Annotated in this window: 16 protein-coding genes and 1 tRNA gene; 12 read left to right on the forward strand and 5 right to left on the reverse strand. The window is 44.0% G+C overall.

The window, feature by feature from the left end:
- The first annotated feature begins 4 nt into the window (after nucleotides 1-4).
- From mgtE to argB, 4 genes are all read left to right on the forward strand, one after another.
- Entirely contained in the window at nucleotides 5-1,408 is a 1,404-nt protein-coding gene (mgtE, locus tag QL982_RS01275) for a magnesium transporter (RefSeq protein ID WP_197218284.1), read from the forward strand.
- 134 nt (nucleotides 1,409-1,542) lie between these two features.
- Nucleotides 1,543-2,007 (forward strand): dUTP diphosphatase, encoded by a 465-nt coding sequence (gene dut / locus QL982_RS01280; protein ID WP_290161737.1) that lies wholly within the window; start codon nucleotides 1,543-1,545, stop codon nucleotides 2,005-2,007.
- Nucleotides 2,008-2,092: 85 nt separating this feature from the next.
- Complete coding sequence (locus QL982_RS01285; protein WP_290161739.1) at nucleotides 2,093-3,916, forward strand: phosphomannomutase; 1,824 nt, start codon at nucleotides 2,093-2,095, stop codon at nucleotides 3,914-3,916.
- A gap of 125 nt (nucleotides 3,917-4,041) precedes the next feature.
- Nucleotides 4,042-4,944, forward strand: coding sequence for an acetylglutamate kinase (argB, locus tag QL982_RS01290; RefSeq protein WP_290161741.1), 903 nt, complete (start codon nucleotides 4,042-4,044; stop codon nucleotides 4,942-4,944).
- An 87-nt stretch (nucleotides 4,945-5,031) separates the two neighbouring features.
- On the opposite strand, the gene QL982_RS01295 is transcribed toward argB, so the two are convergent.
- Together QL982_RS01295 and QL982_RS01300 are read right to left on the reverse strand one after the other, a co-directional pair.
- A complete protein-coding gene (locus QL982_RS01295; RefSeq protein WP_290161743.1) occupies nucleotides 5,032-5,409 on the reverse strand; it encodes an arsenate reductase in 378 nt (125 codons plus the stop codon).
- 37 nt (nucleotides 5,410-5,446) lie between these two features.
- The gene (locus QL982_RS01300) at nucleotides 5,447-6,067 is read right to left on the reverse strand and encodes an STM3941 family protein (protein WP_290161745.1); all 621 of its coding nucleotides are present in this window, start codon (nucleotides 6,065-6,067) and stop codon (nucleotides 5,447-5,449) included.
- A 143-nt stretch (nucleotides 6,068-6,210) separates the two neighbouring features.
- Between QL982_RS01300 and leuS the strand changes: the two genes are divergently transcribed.
- The 3 genes from leuS (at nucleotide 6,211) to holA (ending at nucleotide 11,033) form a co-directional block, all read left to right on the forward strand.
- Nucleotides 6,211-8,898, forward strand: a complete 2,688-nt coding sequence (leuS, locus tag QL982_RS01305) for a leucine--tRNA ligase (RefSeq protein WP_290161746.1) — start codon at nucleotides 6,211-6,213, stop codon at nucleotides 8,896-8,898.
- 222 nt (nucleotides 8,899-9,120) lie between these two features.
- On the forward strand, nucleotides 9,121-9,834 hold the full coding sequence (locus tag QL982_RS01310) for a hypothetical protein (RefSeq protein ID WP_290161749.1): 714 nt from the start codon (nucleotides 9,121-9,123) through the stop codon (nucleotides 9,832-9,834).
- Between the two features lie 128 nt (nucleotides 9,835-9,962).
- Nucleotides 9,963-11,033 (forward strand): DNA polymerase III subunit delta, encoded by a 1,071-nt coding sequence (gene holA / locus QL982_RS01315; RefSeq protein ID WP_290161751.1) that lies wholly within the window; start codon nucleotides 9,963-9,965, stop codon nucleotides 11,031-11,033.
- On the opposite strand, the gene QL982_RS01320 is transcribed toward holA, so the two are convergent.
- The gene (locus QL982_RS01320) at nucleotides 11,034-11,537 is read right to left on the reverse strand and encodes an Imm63 family immunity protein (RefSeq protein WP_290161753.1); all 504 of its coding nucleotides are present in this window, start codon (nucleotides 11,535-11,537) and stop codon (nucleotides 11,034-11,036) included.
- 282 nt (nucleotides 11,538-11,819) lie between these two features.
- Between QL982_RS01320 and QL982_RS01325 the strand changes: the two genes are divergently transcribed.
- From QL982_RS01325 to QL982_RS01335, 3 genes are all read left to right on the forward strand, one after another.
- Entirely contained in the window at nucleotides 11,820-13,145 is a 1,326-nt protein-coding gene (locus tag QL982_RS01325; RefSeq protein WP_290161755.1) for an efflux RND transporter periplasmic adaptor subunit, read from the forward strand.
- A gap of 369 nt (nucleotides 13,146-13,514) precedes the next feature.
- Nucleotides 13,515-15,464, forward strand: coding sequence for a MacB family efflux pump subunit (locus QL982_RS01330; protein WP_290161784.1), 1,950 nt, complete (start codon nucleotides 13,515-13,517; stop codon nucleotides 15,462-15,464).
- 184 nt (nucleotides 15,465-15,648) lie between these two features.
- Nucleotides 15,649-15,724 (forward strand) — tRNA-Lys (locus QL982_RS01335).
- 87 nt (nucleotides 15,725-15,811) lie between these two features.
- On the opposite strand, the gene QL982_RS01340 is transcribed toward QL982_RS01335, so the two are convergent.
- Complete coding sequence (locus QL982_RS01340) at nucleotides 15,812-16,600, reverse strand: MBL fold metallo-hydrolase (protein ID WP_290161757.1); 789 nt, start codon at nucleotides 16,598-16,600, stop codon at nucleotides 15,812-15,814.
- Nucleotides 16,601-16,863: 263 nt separating this feature from the next.
- Between QL982_RS01340 and QL982_RS01345 the strand changes: the two genes are divergently transcribed.
- Together QL982_RS01345 and QL982_RS01350 are read left to right on the forward strand one after the other, a co-directional pair.
- The gene (locus tag QL982_RS01345) at nucleotides 16,864-19,137 is read left to right on the forward strand and encodes a hypothetical protein (RefSeq protein WP_290161759.1); all 2,274 of its coding nucleotides are present in this window, start codon (nucleotides 16,864-16,866) and stop codon (nucleotides 19,135-19,137) included.
- 18 nt (nucleotides 19,138-19,155) lie between these two features.
- Entirely contained in the window at nucleotides 19,156-20,034 is an 879-nt protein-coding gene (locus QL982_RS01350) for a DUF3142 domain-containing protein (RefSeq protein ID WP_290190126.1), read from the forward strand.
- A gap of 115 nt (nucleotides 20,035-20,149) precedes the next feature.
- Here QL982_RS01350 and QL982_RS01355 read toward each other — a convergent pair whose 3' ends face one another.
- Nucleotides 20,150-22,237 (reverse strand): catalase, encoded by a 2,088-nt coding sequence (locus tag QL982_RS01355; RefSeq protein ID WP_290161763.1) that lies wholly within the window; start codon nucleotides 22,235-22,237, stop codon nucleotides 20,150-20,152.
- Nucleotides 22,238-22,458: the final 221 nt, after the last annotated feature.

Below are 22,458 nucleotides of genomic sequence, written 5' to 3' on the forward strand. Positions count from 1 at the left end.
TTTTATGCCTACCCCTATGCCGAATCAAGAACGACCATCTACGCTACAGGGAGATTATAATCCAGCTGAATATAATGCTGAATATAAGCTACTGTATCTACAGGGATTGGTAGCTGACAAGGCATATGAAGCCATTACCGAGTTTTTAACAAAGCAGTCTGAATATGAGATTGCCAACTTACTAGAGTCTTTTCCGACTCAAAACCGGCTTTTAATTTGGGCGCAGGTTCCAGAGAGTATTAAAGGTGAAGTCCTCGCTGAGCTAGATGTCGATACTCGCCAGCCGTTGATGGAGAACATCTCTTCAAAAGAGATTTCTTTATTTACCCAAGACCTCGATGCACAAGACATCTCTGAGATTTTGGATACTGTGACCGAGAGCGTACGTACCTCCGTCATGGCAACGCTAGACGAAGAGACCCGTGTTCAAGTCAACAAACTCGATACTTATGAGGATTGGGAAGTTGGTAGCTATATGGATCCTGATATTATTCAGGTGCGAGAAGACATTACGCTAGAAAAAGTGCAACACTGGCTACGAGAGAACGACGACCTGCTCGATGACGAAAGCCAAGAGCTGCTCGTTGTCGATCAAAGCCAACAATTACTTGGTCTACTGAGTTTGGTTGATTTAATTAAACATCATCAAACTACTTTGGTCTCGGAACTGATTGACACTGCCATTACGATTAATGATCGCTTGGATATTCAAGATGCCGCCGCGATTTTTCGTTCAGAAGACATTCGCTTTGCCCCCGTCATCAATAGCCATGGCGAGCTGGTCGGTCAACTAAACGGTGAAGACATCATGGAAATCATCCAAGATGATGTCGATAGCACCATGAAAAACCTCGCTGGTGTCAGCCAAGATGAAGAGCTGTTTGCGCCGATTCTGACCAGTGCCAAAAGTCGCAGTGTTTGGCTAGGTATTAACTTATGTACCGCCCTATTGGCCGCAGCGGTCATTGGGCAGTTTGAGGAAGTACTAGCACAAGTCGTGGCGCTAGCGATACTCATGCCAGTGGTCGCCAGTATGGGCGGCATTGCTGGCTCTCAGACATTGACGGTCGTTATCCGTGGTATGGCGATGGGCCAAATCGGTGGTTCTAACCGTGTCTGGCTATTAAACAAAGAACTGTGGGTTGGCGCGATAAACGGTATCATTTGGGCGATAATCATGGCATTTATTGCTCAATTATGGTTTCATGATATTAAGATCAGTGCAGTTATCGGCTTTGCCATTGCTATTAACATGACTGCGGCTAATGTCTCGGGTATCAGTATACCGCTGATGCTCAAACGGATGAATATCGATCCTGCGCTATCTGCTTCAGTTATCCTAACGACCGTCACGGATATTGTCGGTTTTATGTCATTTTTAGGCTTAGCCAGCGTATTAATACTATAATCAATTGCTGAATAATTAATTACCCAATCAAAATATAGAATTGTTATTTATATAAAAACTCTGAATACATTTTTTTCAAAGCCCTAGTTCAAAAACATCATTTAAAAACCATCAAATCGTTAAGTGAGTGCGTTATGCAAGCTGTACAAGTTAAAGTGTTAAACCCTAAAATTACTGAAGATGAAGCGTTTTCTCTACCAACTCGTGCCACCGATGGCAGTGCAGGTATTGACTTGCGTGCTTGTATTGACGAGCCGTTAACGATTAAAGCGGGTGAAACACACTTAATCGGCACAGGCCTCGCCGTTTACATTCAAGACCCTAATTATGCAGGTATGATTTTACCGCGCTCAGGTCTTGGTCATAAGCACGGTATCGTCTTGGGTAACTTGGTTGGGCTGATTGATGCCGATTATCAGGGTGAGCTAATGGTCAGTATCTGGAATCGTAGCGGGGACGACTTTGTGCTTAATCCAGCAGAGCGTATGGCACAGTATATCGTCGTACCTGTTGCCCGTCCTGAGTTTGAAATCGTCACAGATTTTAGTGATGAAAGCGAACGCGGTGCGGGCGGATTCGGACATTCAGGTCGCCAGTAATCATTACTGAGTTAGCGTTTTAATTATTTTTTAGCAATTACAACTGTCACAACCATCATAACCACGATTATAAGGAGAGTAAGCGATGCCAACTTTTGCGGCGCAGCAATCCTTATTTCGTGCTTATGATATTCGTGGTTCACGCCAGCATTTTACGACCAACTTTATACAAGCGCTCGGCAATGCTTTTGCTAATCTTTATAGTGGCTTACTATGCATATTAGAAGATAACGATTCGAAAAACAGCCTATTAGCGCAACAGGTCAGCTTTATAAAAATCGTTATTGTGATTGGTTATGATGTGCGTAATGGTAGTAAAGCTATTGCACAGAAACTCGCTGATATATTGGCTCAGCATGGTCTAACTGTTATCCAGCTAGGTCTCGTCACTACACCAATGATGGTATTTTGGGCAGAGCAGTATCAGGGACATGGCATCATTGTAACCGCCAGTCATTCTGCTAAAGAAATTTTAGGCGTTAAGTGGTTAGTCAATCATCAGTCTCCTAGCAGTGCAGAGATTCAATTGCTTTTTCATCAGTTGACTAAAAGCAATTCAAAAAATAATAGCGTCATTCAAGCGAATACTCTCAAGCAAAACACTCAGGATACAGGCTTATCTACTGAGGACATAGCAACGGCTTATATTAAGGCTATCGCTCAAGTTTTTCAGCAGATTTATCAATCCAGTAAGCCACATTCAAAGAGACCACATTCAAAAGTTACTCAACAGCCCTTATCGAAACTTGATTTTCGAGTCGTTATTGACTGTATGCATGGCGCGACCAGCAATATCGCTCAGCGTTTATTTAGTCATTTCTGCCAACAAGTCATCATGCTCAATGACAGCGCTGATGGCAGTTTTCCCTCTGGCAACCCTGATCCCACTGAGCCCCACCGCCTCACACAATTGCAGCAGAGCGTGCTTCATCATAAAGCAGACATCGGCATTGCTTTTGATGGTGATGGCGATCGCTTAATGATTGTCGATGATAGCGGTAAAGTGGTCATGCCTGATCATTTGCTATATTTATTAGCACAAGTGGCTATCGCGGAACGCCCTGCCACTTTACACCCTACAGAACCCCTAGAATCGCGAGTACCATCTCAAGTCCTGTTTGATATCAAATGCTCTCATCACTTACCGACACTCTTGTCTGAGCTAGGCGCTACGCCTGTGATTAGTAAGACGGGGAGCAGCTTTATGCGCCAACAGATCCAGCAGTCTGATAGTCAAATTGTCTTTGCTGGTGAATTATCAGGACATTTTATATTCAATGACAGTCGCTTCATTCCTTATGATGATGCGATGTATGCAGCATTACGCTTGTTGCATTGGTTCTCTCGTACTCGCAACGACCTACATGATAAGAAGACGTTGTCAGATATTATTCAAAGCTTGCCAGCCATGGTCAGTACTGCGGATCATTATTTGCCCATGCCCAAACTGCCTATGCCTCAGCGGCCAGTATCGACATTGCCAACACTGTCAATGCCAAAAACGCTTGAACAAGATTGCTCTATCGTAGAACATTTGGCCACACTCTGTCAGTATTTACGACAACTTGTAGATGCGACTGTAGCAGCAGATACTGGTCATTATTTGGCCACCACTTGCCAGCCATCCCTTTGTCATTTTTCGTATGATGGACAAGACATAACGCTCAAGCAAGCCAAATATTTATTGCCAGTAGGGACAAAACTGAGCTGCATCGATGGTGTTCGGTTGGATTTTGCGCATGGTTTTGGGGTGCTTCGCCAATCAAATACCAGTCACAATCTGACCGTACGCTTTGCTGGCGACAGTATGGAAGATCTAAAAGATATCCAAGGAAAATTCGCCGCTTTATGTCGCCCATTTGATAAAACACTGGCAGAACAGATTGCCGCTATTCCTGCCGAATCGTGACCAGCCAATTAGGGCGTGTTTGATATTCGACCATGGCAGTGCCTATTTATGAATATCAAACACGCCCTAGTAATTACCATCAAATACAACGTGACTTTTTTAACCTCATAACTTAGGAGTTTGTAATGACGCTTGATTTAGATGATGCCAAAAACACCGCTGAAGTTTTAACCACGGCACTGCCTTATATCCAGCGCTTTGTCGATAAGATCATCGTCGTCAAATACGGCGGCAACGCCATGACTGACCCTGCACTTGAAAGCTCATTTGCCCGCGATATTGTCTTGCTAAAAACCGTTGGTATGCATCCAGTCGTCGTACATGGCGGTGGCCCGCAAGTTGACAACCTCCTAAAAGAGCTCGGCCGTCATTCTGACCGTATCGATGGTATGCGCGTCACTGATAAAAGCACCATGGATATCGTCGAGATGGTGTTAGGCGGTGGCGTCAATAAGTCGATCGTCAGCTTAATCAATAAGCACGGTGGACGCGCGATTGGCCTAACTGGTAAAGATGCCAACTTAATCTTAGCCAAAAAGCTAATGATGGAAAAAATCGGCGAAGATGGCATCGCTGTTCCGATAGACCTAGGGTTCGTCGGTGATGTGGTCAGTGTCAATAAAGACGTGATTAACATGCTCATTGCGTCTGACTTTATCCCTGTCATCGCCCCACTTGGCGTCGATGCCGAAGGTAATACCTACAACATCAATGCAGATCTAGTCGCTGGTAAAGTCGCAGAGTTTTTGCAAGCAGAAAAATTAATGCTGCTGACCAACATCAAAGGTGTATTGGGGCGTGATGGCGAAGTAGTCACTGGGCTGACGCCAAAGAAAGTCGATAGCTTAATCGAAGATGGCACGATCTCAGGCGGCATGATTCCTAAAATTCAATGTGCGCTGGATGCCGTACGTAGCGGCGTGAAAAGCGCTGTTATCGTTGATGGCCGCGTGCCCCATGCTACCTTGCTTGAGATTTTCACCAATGAAGGTGTCGGCACATTAATCAGTCGTGAATTGGATTCATAATTGTGCTAGCAGCCTATAATTATTAGCATCAAAAAAGCCCGAGCTTGGTATCCAAGCTCGGGCTTTTTTGATGGTAGCAATATTCTTTTACGAAAAAACTTTATCGAATACAGCCTCATCAAAACCGCAAAGCAATATTGGCTGACCTTGGTTTTTCTCGTCGATCTGACCTTCTACAATCGGACGCTTAATCATGCTGGTATTCTCTACTAGCAGGTCAATCGCGTTATCTATATTGGCATCAGCCGCTTGCTTTTGCTCGTCAGTCAACTTGCGCCATGTCGTACCGCGCTTGTTCAGCACCTTATCGATGCCCAGATCATCTACCCAACGCTGTACGGTTTCTTTATCGATACCTTGTTTTTTATAGTCATGGAAATCGTAACTTATATTCAATTCATCCAACTTGGTAAATGCTTTTTTCATGGTGCTGCATGATTTGATACCGTAAATGGTGATGGTCATTATTGTTCCTTTAAATATAATATGGATTATGTGCGTTTTACTTAAAAAGTAGAAATAGATAAACAGCGAGACAGCTCAGAATCAAGGCTAATATTAGCCACTTCATTCTTGGCGTGAGCAGTTTCATTCTCTCCATTTCTATCGGTTCGTAGTGTATAGCGGATTGGCCTTCAAAGGCGAGTTGCACTAGATGTACAATCTCCATCTCATTCAAGATAGCGTCTTTATATCTCATAGGTTTTATCGGGAGTTGTATGAGCTTGCCTTGCTTGGGCTGAATCACTAGCAACCAAATTTCGTGGTGCTTAACAACCCGACAATCGATGCCTATACATTCAATATCCTGCCATGACAAATATCTTTGTTGTGGTCGTCGAATAACTTGTAGAAGCGTTATACCTGTATCCGTAATTTGCAAGACAGGCTTACCTTTTATTAGCGTGAGTAACACTACAATCACACCAAAAAAAATTAAAACGATGAAAAACCATATGCTCATCAGAAAAAGCCAATCATTTTTTTCTTGTGCCCAAGGTATTCCATAAAAAAACAAGGGGAAAAGCAACATACCTAAAACAAGCATAAGTGCTATATTCTTTTTAGATAAATACAAATCAATAGGATACTTTAATACCTGACCTTTCTTTAGTTTTTGCATGTCTAGCCTTACTATCCATTCATAAGTCGTTATATACTTCTTAATACTGCTCTATTATTACGTTGCCCCATCGCATTTTTTGCCGATTTGCGCTATTCTATCGTATCTAATTTCTTATCAAAATATTCAATCTAGAGCCCACTATGAGTAATACTGTGACATCTGACCAAGCAGAAAACAATTATTATAACCCACAAGCGATAGAAGCCGCGCAGCAGACCAAATGGGCAACTGACAAGCGCTTTGAAGTAAGCAATGAGCCAAGCGACAAGCCAAGTCGTTACATGCTGTCGATGTTTCCTTACCCAAGTGGCAAGCTGCATATGGGCCATGTGCGTAACTATACCATCTCAGACGTACTGAGCCGTTACTATCGCCTAAAAGGTTATGAAGTCATGCAACCAATGGGTTGGGATGGTTTTGGCCTGCCAGCAGAAAACGCTGCGATTGCGAACCAAACCCCACCTGCGGCATGGACGTTTGCCAATATTGACAGCATGCGTGCGCAGCTCAAATTGTTAGGTCTGTCTATTGACTGGTCACGTGAGTTTGCTACTTGCAGCCCTGAGTATTATCAGTGGGAGCAGTGGTTGTTCTTGCAATTGTACAAAAAAGGCTTGGTCTACAAAAAGCTGTCGACGGTCAATTGGGATCCCGTTGACAACACTGTCTTAGCAAACGAGCAAGTCATCGATGGCAAAGGCTGGCGTAGTGGTGCTGCAGTCGAAAAGCGCGATATTCCCATGTATTACTTCAACATCACCGATTATGCCGATGAGCTGTTGGATGATTTGGATCAGCTAGAGGGTCATTGGCCATCTGAAGTATTGACCATGCAGCGCAACTGGATTGGTCGTAGTGCTGGTATGGAAGTACACTTCCCTTATGAGCTTGCTGGTGAAGCAAACACCTTAGATGTGTTCACCACTCGTCCTGATACGTTGATGGGTGTGACTTATGTCGCTGTTGCGGCAGAGCATCCACTTGCACAATATGCTTCTGAGAATGATGAAGCGATTGCGCAATTCTGCGCCCTGTGCAAAAAAGGCTCAGTTGCTGAAGCGGACTTGGCCAAAGCTGAAAAAATCGGTATGGACACAGGTCTCACTGTGACGCATCCTCTGACTGGTGAAGAAGTGCCAGTTTGGGTCGCCAACTATGTATTGATGAGCTATGGCTCAGGCGCCGTCATGGCGGTACCTGCTCATGATGAACGTGATTATGAGTTTGCCAATAAATACAACCTACCAATCAAACAAGTCATCAATGTGCCTGACGGTTATTTTGATGAACTAAAAGCAGAAGCAAAAGCGAACCATACGGAAGTCAATCTTGCTTATACTGAGCGTAATACCTTGGTTAATTCAGGTGAGTTTGACGGTCTAGATTTCGATCAAGCGTTCGAAGCGATGCTTGCTAAGCTTGAGCCACAAGAATTGGCTAAGAAAAAAATTCAATATCGCCTACGTGATTGGGGGGTGTCTCGCCAGCGCTATTGGGGTTGCCCTATCCCAATGATCAACTGTGAGCATTGCGGTACTGTGCCTGTCGAAGAGCAAGATCTACCAGTTGTATTGCCAACCGATGTCGTGCCTGATGGTCGTGGTAATCCACTTAAAAATCTACCAGAGTTTGTCAATACCACTTGTCCTAAATGTGGTAACCCTGCTGAGCGTGAGACCGATACCTTTGACACATTCGTAGAGTCAAGCTGGTATTACGCACGCTTTGCTAGCCCAAATGACACGCAAAACATGGTCAACAAATCAGCGGCCAATAAATGGTTGCCGGTCGATCAATACGTCGGCGGTGTCGAGCATGCGGTGATGCATCTATTGTATGCGCGTTTTTTCCATAAGCTGATGCGTGACGAAAACTTAGTCACAGGTGATGAGCCATTTGCCAACCTAATGACCCAAGGCATGGTGCTCGCTGGTACATTCTACCGCGTCAACGCTGATGGCAGTACGACCTACTATTTTGCAGAAGATATCGATATTGACTTCAACGAACGCGGTCAACCAATCAAAGCAATCTTAAAATCTGATGGGCAGCCAGTGACGATTGGCAAAATCGAAAAAATGTCTAAGTCAAAAAACAACGGTGTCGATCCGCAGCTAACCATTGATAAATATGGTGCTGATACGGTTCGTCTGTATACGCTATTTACCGCGCCTGCTGACCAAACGCTTGAATGGTCAGATGATGCGTTAAAAGGCCCTTATAACTTTGTGAAAAAAGTATGGCGCATTGCCACCGACCATATGCAAGCGCTAACGGTCGCCAATATCAGCATTGAGACGCTCAACAGTGCCACCTTGAGCACGGAAGGCCTGAGCAAAGACGCCAAAAACTTACGCCGTAAAACGCACGAAACGATTGCCAAAATTGACAGTGACTTAGGTGACCGTTTGGCACTGAACACACCTGTATCAAGCCTTATGGAGCTTGCCAACGAGTTGACCAGCTTTAGTGCTAGTAATGAGCAAGAGCTACACGTCAAGCACGAAGCGTTGACCAATCTGCTGATTATGCTGTCTGTATATGCGCCACACGTCGGTGAGCATTTGCTTGAGCAGCTAGGCCTCGACACCTTAACTTTAGACTACCCAACCGTGGATGAAAGTGCACTGGTACAGGACATGATCACCATGGTGGTACAGGTCAATGGTAAGATGCGTGGTAAGATGGATGTGGCACCGAACAGCGATCCTGAGCAGTTAAAAGAGCAAGCTCGGACGATGGAAAGTGTGGCAAAATTCATCACTGGCGAGATCAAAAAAGAAATCGTTGTCCCTAATAAGTTGGTTAATATCGTGGTGGCAGGCTAGGTCATTTAGGCTTAGAGCGTGTCTTCAATTCAAACGATAGTCATCTAACTGGGCTAAAAATGGCTAACTCTTGCCAAACATCGTCAAATAGCTGGTTAATATCCCGATATTATCTGTGCTATTTTTCTGGTTTGACGGCAATTTATCTCATTTTTATCTCTATTTTGAAATGAAGACACGCCCTAGTGTTCTAAGCCTTTTTATCATATGAGGATAGCGTTTATGTCGTACAAGCATCGAGCTGAGCAGTCACAATCAACACCAAACGCACAAAACCCTACTGCAAAAAAGTCCGGCGGACAAAAGCTAGTGACTGCATTACTTACTGCACTGCCAATGTTTGCGGTGATCGGTGCAACGGCGGCGCTTAGTGGCTGCGGCTTTCAATTGCGTGGCTATGACTCCGCGATGCTGCTTGATGTCGAAAAAACAGCGGTGATTATCGAAGACAATCGCACCTCCTTTCCTCTAAAACTGCCACTGACGCGGCGCCTAAAAACGTTAGGTGTCGATATCATTGGCAATATGAGTTCGGCAGAAGTTGCTCGTAATAACCAACAAGCGAATGCTGATTCTATTGCCGCCATTGACATTCATAATGTGCGTTTTAAGCGTTACGAATTGGTCGGGGTATTAACAGAGATTCGCTTAGTACTATCAGCCGATGTCAGCTATCAAACGATGGAAAATGGCAAGCCTGTTAAACTGAGCAATCCTATTCAGGTCGAGCGTAGCTATCAATACAATGAGGCGTCCGTGAACACTGATGATCAGCAAGGCGATCAAATACGTGACTGGCTGTATGACAGCCTAGCACGACGTATCACTGATCAGTACGTGGCTATCTCTCTCCCTAAAGTCACATCTGGGACAAAACAAGCGATGCTACAGAATAAAGGTGTGAAACCAACGGTCGTTGTCGTACCACAACCTTAATATTCAGTCGTTCTTATTATCAAACGATACTATTTCTAGCAAAATGAGTAGACTAAGCGAGTTTTACACCGCTTATCATAACTTTGAGATTGGTATTCCCCCCTCATCAACCTGTGTACCACCACGTTATGCAAGATACTTTTATAAAAGCCTATCCAAAACTACTGCGACCCTCCGTTGTAGTAGCGGGCTTGTGGCTGGCGCACGGTGATGAGCCGTTGCTCAGTCAATGGCTCATCGATGCGCTTCGTCCACATTGGCGCGCGCAAAACTACGCAATCAAGCGCATAGAGCTGATATCAGTCAAGAGCTGGCAAGAAGTGCTATCAGAGCTGGGTAGCCAATCATTGTTTGATGATGCCAGCGCCTTAATCGTGACTGGCAACCATAAACCTGACAAGGCTGTCATTGCTGAGCTCGAACGCTTTGCGGTTGAAGCACAAGCAGGTACACACGGTCATAGTGTATTATGGCTTACGCCTAAGCAAGACAAACGTAGCCAGAGCAGTAAGTGGTTTGCCCCTTTTGCGCAATATGGCAATGTCATTGACTGTAATTTATACAACGAGCAGCAGCGCCAGCAGCTCTTGCAGATTCAGGCTCAAAAGTTTGGATTACGGCTGTCTCAAGAAGCATGGCAACTACTGATGTCACATACTGAGCATCATCTATTAAGTGCTTATCAAACCTTGTGGCGCCTGTCTTATCTGTTTGCGCCGCAGTTAATGGCTCCTCATGAAGATACCGAAACAGCTGGCGATTTTGCACAGCCTACAAATACTGTGGCACTCGATATCACAGATTTACAAGCAGCACTGGTCAGTGACGCTCAATTTAGCGTCTTTGATTTATCGGATGCGATGCTGGCAGGTAATAGCGCACAAGTGGCAAAAATCATCTTTCAACTCAAAGCGACTGATGAGCCGACGACCTTAGTATTATGGGCAATTAGTAAAGACATGCGTCAGATTATACAACTGATGGACGGACAAGATCCGCAAACGCTTGGCATTTGGCGCAGCAAACAAGGGCTATATCAACAAGCCTGCCGTCGCCAATCAAAAACGCAAACGGCTGAATGGCCTGCGCTCTTATACCGTTGTGACCAAGCCATCAAAGGACTGGTTCGTCAGCCAGCGTGGGAGTTATTATTACAAGCTGCGCTAGAACTAGCAGGAAAGCGTCTGTTTACCGTTTGATTATTCAAAGAATTTTAATAACTTATTTAGCCAAGTAAGCTTTTTAATTGAATAAGGAGCATTCTGTAAAGTTTCTGCTATATCAGCTTCTTTCCTTCTACCCCACTCATCTTTTAATTGAGTCATAAGTTCAATTTGTTTATGAAAACGAATTACTCTTTGATCCTCACCGATGACAATATTCTGCTGTTGATACTCACCCGCTATCATAGAAGTTATAGTTTCGAAAAACCTATAGATAAAATCATCTACATCCCTAGAAGACTCTCTAGTGAGTTCACTACCGCATTCATATACCATGTAATGGTAATAGTCATCGCTTATTTCTAAGTGTGGCTCGCCAAATCCAGATGGTTTTTTTCTTAAGAGCACATCATTAGGGCGTGTCTTTATTTCAAAAATGGCGATAAAAATGAGATAAATTGCCGTCAAACAAGAAAAATAGCGCAGATAATATCGGGATATTAGCCAGCTATTTGACGATGTTTGGCAAGATTTAGCCATTTTTAGCCCATTTAGATGACTATCGGGTGAATTGAAGACACACCCTAGTACTCAACCCTATTTTTTTACCATAATCATTGATTATATTTTGAACTTGCTGATGATTTAGCATCATAAAATCCCTATTTCAATATGAGTAATCATACTATCCTAACCTACTTTCAAATTATTATGTTTTTTTACAAAACCACCTTAACCTTTCGTAAACTAATTGCCATTCCCTTTTGCACCTCAAGTCTCTACTATATCTATACTTGATTTAATTGTGATTGGATTGTTGTCATGCGCAAAATGAGCAAAAAGTCTGCTATTAAATGGGGGGTTATCGCCCTAATTGTTGTAGCAGTAGGGGCTTTGGCCTATACTTTTTTAAAACCAAATGAAACCACGCCTAACTACCTAACCGCAACGGTCGAGCTTGGCGATATTGAAAACAATGTCATGGCATCTGGTAAAGTTAAAGCCTTAAATACCGTCGATGTGGGTGCGCAGGTCTCTGGTGAAGTAAAACGCCTATACGTCGAGGTCGGTGACGAAGTACAACAGGGCGATTTGATCGCACAAATTGACCAAGTTACCCAAAAGAATAGTCTGAGCAATGAGCAAGCCAGCCTCGAGCAAAGTGAAGCCGCTCTACAAAGTGCACAAGCAGAATCGTTAAGCAAACAAGCTGGTCTAAAAAGTGCCTATGCCGATCTCGCCAGCCGTCAATCTGAGCTAAAGCAAGCACAGTCTGATTTTGCGCGTCTACAAGATTTAGTCGCTATTAATGCCATCTCTCAACAAGAATATGACACACAAGCGACCAGCGTTGAGACAGCAAAAGCAGCCGTTGCCAATGCACGGGCGGCTATCGATACGGCAAAAGCCGCCATTGCGACGGCAGCGGCCAATATCAATAGTCAGCAAGCGGCACTGCGCAAGTCACGAACCAACGTCAGCACCGCTGAAGAAGATTTGAGCTATACCACCATTCGTGCGCCGATATCAGGCACTGTCGTGTCTATTACGACTGAGCAAGGTACGACCGTCAACGCCAATCAAACCGCGCCAACATTGGTGACGCTAGCCGACTTATCGACCGTACGTATTAACGCGCAAATCTCCGAAGCTGACGTCATCAATGTCAGTGCTGGTATGCCCGCTTATTTCAATATCATTGGCAATCCAGACAAGCAGTATGATGCGACGCTGACCGCCATCGAGCCTGCCCCCGAGCAAATCAGTAATACCAGCTCGACAGATTCCGCTATCTATTATGTCGGCTACGTAGAAGTACCCAACCCTGAGCGCTTATTTCGTATTGATATGACCGCGCAAATCTATATCATCGTTGATGAAGCCAAAAACGCACTACTCGTACCGTCAACGGTGGTACAAGAGCAGCCTTCCAAAGGTAAAGAAAACGGAAAAGCAAAAACGAGCAAGTTTGTACGTGTGTTAAAAGAGGACGGTAGCGTAGAAGAGCGAACCGTAAAAGTCGGTATCGACAACCGAGTAAAAGTACAAATCTTAAGCGGTTTGAAAGAAGGGGAAAAAGTGGTCATCAGTGAAGAAAACAGCGATAAATCAGGCAACGGCCGTGTATCTGGTGGGCCTCGAATGTAACTTGTTCTTTGACTGTGTTGACAAAGGAAGGGCTTGTTGAATGTAGCAGCCCTTCCTTAACGACGCTACAACGCTTATAGTCGATTCAATTTAAAAGCAGTACAAGGCAACCGAGTGTAGACGTATATGAAATACTTCAAGCGAGGTTCACGCTGTAATACTTTTATAGTGGAATGACTATATTAGCCTTTATTTATTAAAGACATTGCTATGACTATATCTCAACCTTCTAAACAGCCGTCTAAAAGTGGTTCTGAAAGTGCTACGGCTCAAGAGTCAGGGCCGCACACGGCTACCGAGCATGCAAACAACACAAACCATTCGGCAAACACCAAGACCACTCACCACACGTCGTCAAGCAAGCCCATTATGGAACTGTCCGGCATTATCCGAGAGTTTCCTGCTGGTGAGCAAACCATTCGAGTCCTGCACGATGTCAATCTAACGATTCATCAAGGTGAAATGGTCGCTATCATTGGCCAGTCAGGCTCTGGCAAATCCACATTGATGAATATCTTAGGCTGTCTAGATCAGGCCTCTGCTGGTGATTATAAAATATATGGCCAATCAGCACGTAAGCTCGATGCCGATGAGCTTGCCGAATTACGTCGTGAGCACTTTGGTTTTATTTTTCAGCGCTATCATTTGCTTGGTGATATCAGTGCCAAAGACAACGTCGCTGTCCCTGCGGTATATGCTGGCATGGATACCGATGCTCGTATCAACCGTGCTGAGAAACTACTAACGGATTTGGGCCTTGGTAATAAAGTCAATAATCGCCCCAATCAGCTCTCAGGTGGACAGCAACAGCGTGTGTCTGTCGCTCGAGCGTTGATGAATGGTGGCGACGTTATCTTGGCAGATGAGCCCACTGGTGCTCTAGACAGCAAGTCTGGCGAAGATGTGATGGCGATATTGCATGACCTAAATGCACAAGGTCATACCATCATCATGGTCACCCATGATCCCAGTCTGGCGGCACAAGCGGAGCGCGTGATTGAGCTAAAAGACGGCTATGTCATCGCTGATTATAAAACTGAGCATTATAAGCAAACGGACAAAAAGCCAGAGCCTATCCTCGGTGAACATCGAAAAAGTGCGTTTGGTAGCTTTGTTGATCGACTGCTTGAAGCTTTTAAGATGTCTTTACTCGCCATGCGCGCGCACAAGATGCGCACCCTATTGACCATGTTAGGTATTATCATCGGTATCGCCGCGGTCGTATCGATCGTAGGCCTTGGACAAGGCTCTCAGCAGCAGATCCTCGCCAATATCAGCTCATTGGGTACTAACACCATCACCGTCAATGATGGCTATCCTAGAGGCGACCCTAGACGCCGTTACAACGATGACAACCTGACGCCAGAAGATGCAGAAGCTGTCGGCAATCAGCCTTATATCATCAGCGTCAGTCCGCAAGTGAATGCCAACTCTAGCGTTCGTTATCGCAATGTACAAGAAGATGCCACCGTCAACGGGGTTGGTGAAGATTATTTAGCAGTCACTGGTGAGGCATTGGCATTGGGCCAAGGGTTCGATACCAAAAGCATTACGCTGCGCAGCCAAGATATTATTATCGATGACAATGCCAAACAAACCTTTTTTGCGGATATTGACAATCCTGTTGGCGAAGTGATATTGATTGGTAGTGTGCCTGGGCGCGTGATTGGCGTGCTTGAAGAAAACGATGGTGGATTTGGGCCAGATATTACGACGCCCACCATCTATATGCCTTATACCACTGTGATGTCGCGGGTCACAGGCAGCACCAATATTGACCGCTTTGTGGCGCTGTTAGACGACAGCATCTCTTCTAGTGCGGCCGAGACGGCCATCTCTGACTTGATAGAGAGTCGCCATGGCAAGGATGACTTTGAAATACGTAATTCAGACTCTATTCGTCAAACCATTGAATCGACAACCGGTGCTTTGACATTACTCATATCCTCTGTTGCTGTGATTTCATTGATAGTCGGCGGTATTGGGGTCATGAACATCATGCTGGTGTCTGTCACCGAGCGTACCAACGAGATTGGTGTACGCATGGCAGTGGGTGCGCGTCAAAGCGATATCATGCAGCAGTTCCTCATTGAAGCCGTTCTGGTCTGTATTTTAGGAGGATTGATTGGCATTGGATTGGCCTTTGCCATTGGTGAATTAATTAATAGTGTGGGCGGTGACAATTTCAAAGTCATCTATTCATCGACCTCTATTATTGCCGCTTTTGTGTGTTCGACACTGATTGGTATTGTATTTGGATTCTTACCAGCGCGTAATGCCGCCAAATTAGATCCCGTGGAAGCCCTGTCTAGGGACTAATAATCGTTATTAAGGCACTTTTGGCAAAATATTGAGCCCTTATTCTCAATATAATGATGAAATTATAAAAAAATAGCGATTTTTACGTTAGATTTGCACTTTTTTCGTCATATGGGGTTGTAATTGTCATAATAGTATATATAATGTGCTCTCACGTTTAGGGATACAAACACTTTAAACGTTAGGGCTGTTAGCTCAGTTGGTAGAGCAGTTGACTTTTAATCAATTGGTCCCGCGTTCGAGTCGCGGACAGCCCACCATATTTAGAAAGCCCAGTTACTATCATAGTGACTGGGCTTTTTTTCGTCTGAGTTTTTTAAACGTCATTTTTTAGTTTTTATTGATACCTACTTATTATGTTTACGCTTAAAGAGTCGAAAGCCATCTCCTTTACGCCATAGCAATTTATGTTTAATGGTATCTTTAATCGTACGTGGATGCTTAGGCGCTTGGCTAATCAACAGATCAAAAGTTGCCTCATCTATTGCCAGCTCACAGCCATGTGCCATCATGACCATTGATGGTTTTAAATCTTTTATTTTTTGGAGTGATTGAATATAGACTTTGGGATCATAGATAGGAAATGGCGCCACAAATTTGTGCCGCAGTTTGATAATCAAATCAGCAGTGTAAACCTGTCGGCTGGGTAGATGAAACAAAGACAAATCACGGTCTGTATGTCCTGGGGTTTCTAATACTTGCCATTCATCAAACCCTGGCACGCAGTCGCCCTCACCAACGGTGATATCGGCTTTGAGATGTGCTGGATAATATAGGTTTTTTGGGGAGCGACCTTGACGTCTCGCCACATAGTGCGCCAGATTCATATCCACGAAATGCATGGTATGCCCAGCGATACGGCTATACCACTGCGTGTCTTTGTCTGCTGAGACAATGAGGCAGCCCGTTTGCCCTCGGAACTTATGCGCGCCGCCTGCATGATCTGGATGCATGTGAGTCACGACGACGACTTTTAGATCCGTTATTGGTCGTTGCAACGTTGTCTTGATATAGTCTAATACCATCGGTACATCAGGTCGACACGCCCCATCTAACAGCATAATCTTATCTGGATATACCGCCAGATACGTGCTTTGAATATATCCCTCTAACCTTATAATCTCACATAAACTCATTGGCATTCCCTGCTACATGATTGGTCACTTTTATAGTATCCCTACTATATGAGACGCTTTTAACGCGCCTTAATAGAATTTAGTATAACCCTCGCCATGTAGATTGTAATGACTTTGAGTGAACGCTTGTGACTATAAACCATTCTTCTTCATAAAACAAAAACTCAGCACATAAGCTGAGTTTTTGGTAAAACATGGCATAGTTCAAATAAAATCCTGATATGATTACAAGGTCTAATGAAATCATAATTAATGAGCTGTCCATGAATAATATTGCAGAGATGATAAAACTGCCTACACACCCTTTTTTAAATCTTATTACGAAGGGTTGTGTTTTAACAATATTCACAACAGGATTACTGGGGTTCTCTATCTCTGTAAAAGCTGGTGGTGGTGGATACTGCGGCTCTAATTTTTCATTGGACAATCGCACCTATAACGAATGTCAGATTAATTTTCCAATCCTAGACACAGGCAATGACACCCAAACCAACCTATATCTACTACTCGCAGATAAAGGCTTAATTCGCTTTGACGAGCCTAATACGCATGACTCAGACTCTTATCAGGCTCATGACTTTCCGTTAAACTTAAGGACTTTAAGACAAACGGCTGTGAATGAAGTCAAAAACCCCAATCAGAATTTTTTAGAGCACTCTGAAAAAAGTCATTACGCCGAATATTGTAATAGTTTTTATACGGGTGAAGAGGCGCTAGAAGGCGCGCTCAAAATTGATACTCAATTGACGTCTAAAGAACGCTTACAACTGATGCAGTTTCGCCAAGCCATTCGCAGCGAATGTACGGACTCGTTCGGTCATGACACCTCATCAGCAGAGGACGCACCTGTTTTTCCATTAAAATGGTCTATCAATGCTCAGCCATACGCAGACTATATTATGGCCACTCAACTGTTTTATTTGGGTGAAAAATCAGACTTTGACAGTGCCCATAATCTCTATAGTGCGTTGATTGATCTTAAAACAGGTAATAATGCAGGGCTTGCTTGGCTAGTCGATACCGCCAACTATATGCTGATTCGTACTGGTATTAATCGTATTTATCAGCATGGCATGGGAGACTACCGCTATAAGAGCGAGACCGTTGATCCAAAACTGTTTGCTAGCACTCAAAAGGCTATCAATACTTACCTTAGCCGCTTTAAAAATGGTCACTATACTGCCTCAGCTCGCGGCTTACAACGCCGACTATATTGGCTGGCAGGTCAACAAGAAAAGCTGGTTGATGAGATCGAATGGCAAATCGATCATACAAACTCTCTACGCTTTAATCTTGATAGTCGCTTATTGCCAGAAGAGATCGAACAAAAAGTCTTCTTTGCAAATTTTGATGAGCCAATCGATATTAACAAGCTTAATGACCCAATCTTGCTCACCAGTTTTGCATTATACCGTTTAAGACCTGCCGACTCTCTCAACGCTCCTACACCGCTAACGCGAACAGAGCTTGAGCGTCTAAAACCTAAGTTTAAAGATCGCATGGATTTGTACCAGTATCTCATAGCGACCTATTATTTCGTGCAGGAGAATAATCCAAAACTTGCCATAAAATATTTACCAACCACGCTACCGACAGGCGAGATGTCATACTCAAAATTTAGCCAATATGTCCTAAAAGCCAAGGCATTGCAGAAAATGGGTAGTATCAATGAGGCAAACACACTATGGAGTCGTCTGCATCAACTGCCCAAACAGCCGTTTCAAAACACGGTAACCGAGCTTGCATTAGCACTTCAAGCAGATCAAACCAATGATTACAGCCAGCTTTTTGGCAATAACGCTACGGTACAATCTCAAACTTTAAAAATGCGAGTGATAAAATATTCTGCCGATCCAGCACGCTTAAAGAAAATTGCTAATAGTCATTCGGCTACGGATAAGATTGGCGCAGAGGCTCGTTACGCGCTACTGACCAAATCGCTAATACAGGGACGCTATGCTGATTATTTAACATACCAGCAGGACTATCTTCCAAAGAACTCACAAAAGTATTTAGGCTTTGATAGTGAAGACGAAACATTGAAATACTTGCCTGTATTCAGTGAATTTAATTGGCAAGGTAAAAAGGTTAGTCCTAGCATAAACTGCCAAGATTTAACAAAAACAGTGACGCGCCTGAGCCAAAACCCAAAAGACAGACTACAAACCCTATGTCTGGCCGAGTTTATGGATGACTCAACGTTAACTTACTATCTCGAAGATTATGATCAGTCTTATCATTTTTCTGATCAAAGCGATTCAGGCTATCGCTATCCTTACTTGGGTGATATGCCCAGTCGTTTTGAAGGTCAAGCACTAAACCGATTGGACATCTATCAATCCATATTTGCCAGCAATCGAGATGACGAGTTATCTGCTTATGCGCTACATCGTGCGATTGGCTGTTTTGCCAGCTCTGGTAGTAACCACTGTAGCGATGAAAATGTGGACATGTCAGTCCGCAAAGCTTGGTTTAAACGTTTAAAATCAGACTTTAGCCATACTACTTGGGCACAAAATCAAAAATATTACTGGTAAATTTAAGGGCTTATTGATTTGATAAAAAATCAGCAGAAATATAAAGGAGTGGTATTAGGGTCTATTGGCTTAATCATATTGGTTTTTGCGGCTTTTATTTATAATCAAATCACTAGTCCTACTTCAATTCATGAGTCTGAGATTTATCAACAAACCCAATCAATGGATAGCTCTCTCAATAGTGTTCCTTTTGCCAATACTGCTACTGGCGATGAGATTGTTCATACTAAGGATTATGAGCAATTTTGGATATGGACACCGCCCGAAGATGATACCAAGCTTAGCCAAGCTCATACCTTATATATTTTACAAGGTGAAATTCGTCCGTCTAATATTCCGTATTATCGTCCCAATACCAATGAGAATGCGGATCATGCTGCACTTGCAACGCTAACCCCGCAAGGTTTAGGCGTTCGGTCTCTAAGTGATAAAAAGATTTGGCTCGTCTATCGTGCGACCAGTCAAGAGTGGTCAGACGAAGTGATGGCACAGCTTATTGAACGCTTAGAAAAATGGCAACGTGCAGGCAATCACGTTATGGGGCTCCAAATAGATTATGATGCTCCCACCTATCAACTAGATAAGTACGCACAATTACTTAGGCATGTTCGTCAGCAGCTGCCAGCGCATTATCAATTGAGTGTGACTGGATTGCTTGATTGGTCAAACCAAGCTGAGGACCCTCAGTTTATGCAGCTCAGTGATGCCGTCGATGAGCTGGTTATCCAAACCTACCAAGGAACGACTACTTTGACCAATTATTCCCGATACCTAAAAAAGTTAGAAAACCTACCCTTTGATTTTAAGGTTGGTATTGTTGAAGGCGGTCAATGGCAAGGCGCAGCGTTTTTGGAAAACAATCCATACTTTAAAGGTTATGTGGTGTTTTTGCGGTAAATGCTGAGATGGTTTAAACACTTCCTCTTACCAAAAAAACCAGCCATATTGCTATGGCTGGTTCTTAGACTAACACTTCTCTTAGACTAACACTTCTCTTAGACTAAAACGTCTATTAGGCCAAATCACGAACCTTTGGCTCACGCTCCCACAGACGAGACTTCGCATTTTCAATGAAGCTATCTAGTTCGGCAAGTGGCGTGACAAAACTGTCTTTTTCAACTGGCAGTTTACTTAGGATAAATTCATCGGTCGCTCCGCAATAAGCGATGGCTTTGCAATGGTTATACGCATCATTAAACCAGTCTAGTGCTGAGCTGTCTTTTGCGAGCTTTTTGGCTTGCTCTGGCATGATGATACTGACAACCGCATCAAACATCACTGACGGCCCGCCAGCTAGACGCTCATCCGCTTGTATGCGTGTGCCATCGTCTAATACCACTTCTTTATTAGGGGCAACGATTTTCACGCTAGCACCCTGTTCCATCGCTGCTGCTTCAAACTTCTTGATTTCGCTACTGTTAGACCCTTCTGCTACCAATATACCGATCATACGACCTTTTAGACTGTCAGGTGTCAGACCGATGGTTTGTACGGCTTTAGACGTTGCCATATCTTGGACAGGTGCAGCGGCATCCGCAGGCTCTGGCAGTTCCATACCGAGCGCGGTTGCCACACGATTGGCCAAGTCTTCATCGATATGAATCAAATGACCAAGCATGCGAGCACGTACATGAGCGGTATCTACTTTACCCAGCTCAAAGGCATACGCCGTTGCAATGTGTGCTTGCTCAGTTGGTGTCTGACTACGATAGAACATACGTGGTTGACTATAGTGATCGGCGAAACTCTCTGCACGTACGCGACCTTTTACACCATCATCCAACTGCTCATGGAATGATTCAAAACCACGTTTGGCACTTTCACGTGGTCTCGTTGGATCTAAGCTCTGCGGCTCATACAGCGTACGAGTTTTAGGCACTTGCATTTGCATATGACCATCTTGCTGATTGTTCGCAAACGGACATTTAGGCGCATTGATTGGAATCTGCGCAAAGTTGGGCGAACCCAAACGCGATAGCTGCGTGTCTAGATAACTGAATAGACGACCTTGTAATAATGGATCGTTACTGAAGTCGATACCCGGTGGCAAGTGTGATGGGCAGAACGCGACTTGCTCCGTTTCCGCAAAGAAATTATCCGGATAACGATTGAGCACCATTTTACCGACTACTTTCACCGGCACCATTTCTTCTGGAATCAGCTTGGTCGCATCTAAATGGTCAAATGGAAACTCATTGGCTTCTTCTTCGGTAAATAACTGAACGCCAAACTCCCATTCAGGATAGTCACCATTATTGATTGATTCAAACAAATCACGACGATGATAATCAGGATCAGCACCTGATATTTTTACTGCTTCATCCCATGTGGTTGACTGCACACCCAATACTGGCTTCCAATGGAAACGTACAAAGGTGCTCTTACCTTCTTCATTGATGAGACGATAACTATGAATACCAAAGCCTTCCATCATACGTAGGCTACGTGGCAGACCGCGATCACTCATCAGCCAAATCAAGTTGTGCATGGTTTCAGGACTCAATGATACAAAGTCCCAAAAGGTATCATGCGCAGATGCTGCTTGCGGGAATCCGCGATCAGGCTCTGGTTTTACCGCATGAATCAAATCCGGAAACTTCATCGCATCTTGAATAAAGAAAATCGGCATGTTGTTACCGACGATATCCCAGTTGCCTTCTTCGGTATAAATCTTCACGGCAAAACCACGGACATCACGTGGCGTATCTTTTGAGCCTTTGTTACCAGCAACGGTAGAAAAACGGGTAAATAAAGGCGTCTGCTTACCCGTCTCGGTCAAAATTTTCGCCGTGGTATATTCTTCTAGTGATTCTGTCAGCTCAAAATAACCATGTGCAGCACTACCGCGCGCATGGACGATACGCTCAGGAATACGCTCATGGTCAAAATGATGAATCTTTTCACGCAGTACAAAATCCTCTAGCAATGTAGGGCCACGACTGCCAGATTTTAGAGAGTTTTGATTATCAGAAATGGCAACGCCTTGTTGCGTCGTCAAAACTTTCGTGTCATCACCGGCACGCTGATGGGTTTCGCCTCCATTTCCACGTTCCGTATTCATATCTTTAGCGGGGTCAGTATGATCAATATTATTTTTCATTATGCATCCTAGCTAGTCATTAAAAGTAGGCTCTATGCTGAGCTGTATTTAATATTAGCCAAAAGATATGACTAATTCATGGCGCTCCTTGTTGATATTTGGTTAAAGTTTGCAGCCGTGATAAATAAGCCGTTTTAGACTATTTAAAGCGGGTATCAACACTGATAATAGATTCTTGTAATGTAGTGATTTTTTAAGGTATGCTTTTATCAAGCACTAAA

The sequence above is a fragment of the Psychrobacter sp. 5A.1 genome, assembly GCF_030407455.1.
GTDB lineage: Bacteria > Pseudomonadota > Gammaproteobacteria > Pseudomonadales > Moraxellaceae > Psychrobacter.

Coding starts and splice junctions, on each gene's coding strand:
- QL982_RS01285 (WP_290161739.1), top strand. CDS start 2,093: ATGCCAACTTTTGCGGCGCAGCAATCCTTATTTCGTGCTTATGATATT.
- QL982_RS01325 (WP_290161755.1), top strand. CDS start 11,820: ATGCGCAAAATGAGCAAAAAGTCTGCTATTAAATGGGGGGTTATCGCC.
- argB (WP_290161741.1), top strand. CDS start 4,042: ATGACGCTTGATTTAGATGATGCCAAAAACACCGCTGAAGTTTTAACC.
- QL982_RS01340 (WP_290161757.1), bottom strand. CDS start 16,600: ATGAGTTTATGTGAGATTATAAGGTTAGAGGGATATATTCAAAGCACG.
- leuS (WP_290161746.1), top strand. CDS start 6,211: ATGAGTAATACTGTGACATCTGACCAAGCAGAAAACAATTATTATAAC.
- holA (WP_290161751.1), top strand. CDS start 9,963: ATGCAAGATACTTTTATAAAAGCCTATCCAAAACTACTGCGACCCTCC.
- dut (WP_290161737.1), top strand. CDS start 1,543: ATGCAAGCTGTACAAGTTAAAGTGTTAAACCCTAAAATTACTGAAGAT.
- QL982_RS01320 (WP_290161753.1), bottom strand. CDS start 11,537: ATGGCTAAATCTTGCCAAACATCGTCAAATAGCTGGCTAATATCCCGA.
- QL982_RS01345 (WP_290161759.1), top strand. CDS start 16,864: ATGAATAATATTGCAGAGATGATAAAACTGCCTACACACCCTTTTTTA.
- QL982_RS01330 (WP_290161784.1), top strand. CDS start 13,515: ATGGAACTGTCCGGCATTATCCGAGAGTTTCCTGCTGGTGAGCAAACC.
- QL982_RS01310 (WP_290161749.1), top strand. CDS start 9,121: ATGTCGTACAAGCATCGAGCTGAGCAGTCACAATCAACACCAAACGCA.
- mgtE (WP_197218284.1), top strand. CDS start 5: ATGCCTACCCCTATGCCGAATCAAGAACGACCATCTACGCTACAGGGA.
- QL982_RS01355 (WP_290161763.1), bottom strand. CDS start 22,237: ATGAAAAATAATATTGATCATACTGACCCCGCTAAAGATATGAATACG.
- QL982_RS01300 (WP_290161745.1), bottom strand. CDS start 6,067: ATGCAAAAACTAAAGAAAGGTCAGGTATTAAAGTATCCTATTGATTTG.
- QL982_RS01295 (WP_290161743.1), bottom strand. CDS start 5,409: ATGACCATCACCATTTACGGTATCAAATCATGCAGCACCATGAAAAAA.